This window comes from Salinisphaera sp., from assembly GCF_035690525.1.
GTDB lineage: Bacteria > Pseudomonadota > Gammaproteobacteria > Nevskiales > Salinisphaeraceae > Salinisphaera.
Genome location: NZ_DASSKM010000048.1, coordinates 1 through 2454 on the forward strand (window position 1 = coordinate 1; position 2454 = coordinate 2454).

The 2454-nt window shown below is 66.4% G+C and carries 3 protein-coding genes; all 3 read right to left on the reverse strand.

Annotated elements, in window-relative coordinates; all coding sequences use genetic code 11:
- Window positions 1–545 (reverse strand): ABC transporter permease (locus tag VFJ08_RS03600; RefSeq protein WP_324995254.1); only part of this gene is annotated, 545 nt, incomplete at its 3' end.
- Entirely contained in the window at window positions 542–1183 is a 642-nt protein-coding gene (locus VFJ08_RS03605; RefSeq protein WP_324995255.1) for an ABC transporter permease, read from the reverse strand. The genes VFJ08_RS03605 and VFJ08_RS03600, both read right to left, overlap by 4 nt.
- Window positions 1180–2259, reverse strand: coding sequence for an ABC transporter ATP-binding protein (locus tag VFJ08_RS03610; protein WP_324995258.1), 1080 nt, complete (start codon window positions 2257–2259; stop codon window positions 1180–1182). Before VFJ08_RS03610 ends, VFJ08_RS03605 begins: the two co-directional genes overlap by 4 nt.
- Window positions 2260–2454: the final 195 nt, after the last annotated feature.

Consider the following 2454-nt stretch of genomic DNA (forward strand, 5'->3'; position numbering starts at 1 on the left):
CCGGCCATGATCAGGGGCAGCGCGATCGGCAGCTCGACCTGGACCAGCCGCTGCCAGCGCGTCAGCCCCAACGCCGCCGCGGCTTGCCGTACCGACGGGTCGACCGACTGCATGCCGACATAGCTGTTGGTCACCATCGGCGGGATCGCCAACGCCACCAATGCCACCAGCACCGGCACCACCCCGAAGCCGACCAGCAGGAACATGAGAATAATCAGCCCGAACGACGGGATCGCCCGGCCGATGTTGGCGATATTGATCGCGATCAGACCGCCGCGGCCGTAATGCCCGAGCCCGAGACCGACCGGTAGCGCGATGGCGGCCGCTATCGCCGTGGAAACCGCTACATAATAGATATGCTGGGCAATGCGATGCGGCAGCCCACCCGGGCCCTGCCAGTGCATCGGGTCGACGAACCACTGCCAAACCCGGACCACCGTGTTCGTACCGTCGCTTTCCAAGCCCAGCGCGAACGCCGAGCCGGCGACCAGCCACCAGAGCGCAGCCACCAGCGCGAGACGCACGCTTGTTGCGCGCCACGTCATATCCGGCGCCCCCGATGCCAGGGCGTGGCCAGCCAGAGCAAGCCGGCCAGCGACAGATCCACGGCCACCGCGAGCGCGATCGACAGTGCGAAGCCCACGAGCAGCGGCGTGGTGAAATGCAGCGTGAAACCGGTAATGAACAGTCGGCCAAGCCCGCCCTGCCCGATCAGCGCGGTGATCGTGACCAGCCCGATAACGGTGATGGCCGCGATCCTCAGGCCGGCCATGATCACCGGCAGCGCGATCGGCAATTCCACGGTGAGCAACTGACGGCTTCGCGAATAGCCGAGCGCTCTGGAGGCCTCGCGCACCTCGAACGGCACACCCCGCAGCCCTTCGACGATATTGCGGAACAGAATCAGCAGCGTATAGATCGTCAGCCCGATCAGCGAGGTCGCCATCGACAGCCCGGTGAACGGAATCAACAGAATGAACAGCGCCAATGACGGCACGGTGAACAGCACGCCGGTCGCCGCCAGCGACGGCCCGTACAGCCGCGGCCAGCGGATGGCGGCCAACGCCAGCGGAAACGCGATCGCGAAGCCGAACAGCAGCGCCAGCGCGGTCAGTTCCACGTGCTGGAGAAGCTGGGCCATGATGTCGTCGGCATGGCGGCCGATCCAGTCCCAACGAATCAAGACAGCGCCCGATGCAGGCTGGATTGATCGAGCAGGCCGTCGAATCGTCCTTCGCCATCGGTGCGCGCCACCACGCCGAGCGGCGAGATCACCAACGCCCCGAGCGCGGCGCGCAGCGTGGCGCCGGCGCCCATGACCGCGTCGAAACGCTCGGCGCCGCGCGCGGTATCGGCCCGATAAGCCTCGATGCGGTGCCAGCCGACGATGCGCCGGTCATCGAGCACGAGCACCCAATCGGTGCCGGCCTTGTCCGCCGCCGCGACCGCGGCCTCGGCGCTGGCCCCGACCTCGATCAGCGGGGCGTCGATCGGCGTGGCCATGCGCGCGCTGATCAGCGACAGCCGCTTCAATTGCGGCTCGGCACCCAGAAAATCGATCACGAAATCGTTTTTCGGCGCGGCGAGCAACTCGTCCGGCGTGGCGAACTGGGCCAGCCGCCCGCCGTCGCCGAACACCGCGATACGATCGCCCAGCCGGATCGCCTCGTCGATATCGTGCGTAACGAACACGATGGTCTTGCCGAGCCGCCCCTGCAGCGCCAGAAATTCGTCCTGCAGCCGTTTGCGCACAATGGGATCGACCGCCGCGAACGGCTCGTCCATAAGCATGATCGGCGGGTCCGCCGCCAGCGCGCGAGCCACGCCCACGCGCTGCTGCTGGCCACCGGAGAGCTGGTGCGGGTAACGCGCGGCCATGCCGGCTTCCAGGCCGACGGTCTCGATCAGTTCGTCGACGCGTGCGGCGATGCGTTTTTTATCCCAACCCAGCAGGCGCGGCACGGTGGCGATATTGCCGCCGATCGTGCGGTGCGGAAACAGCCCGGAGTGCTGCATCACATAGCCGATGCCGCGGCGCAATTCGGTGAGACTACGCGAACGGATATCCTGCCCGTCGACCGCGATGATGCCTGCGGTGGCTTCATCGAGCCGGTTGATCATGCGCAGCGAGGTCGTCTTGCCGCAGCCCGACGGGCCGACAAGCACGGTGAGTTCGCCGGTGGCCGCGGTCAGGTCGAGCGAATCGACCGCGACCGTGCCGTCGGCGAATCGTTTGGTGACAGACGAGAATTCAATCAAGACGCAATCCGGGCGAAAGCGGAGATTCAGCCCCGACCCGGGATGCGCGCCAAGCAGCGCCGATCGACATAGACGGTTTTATAGTCATAGGGCATATCAATCGTCGCTGATTCAGGCGATGTGTGCCAGTCCGGACGACGGTGGACCGCCGCCACCGTGCGCGCCAAAAACCTAACGAGATCTTGCGGGCGCTCA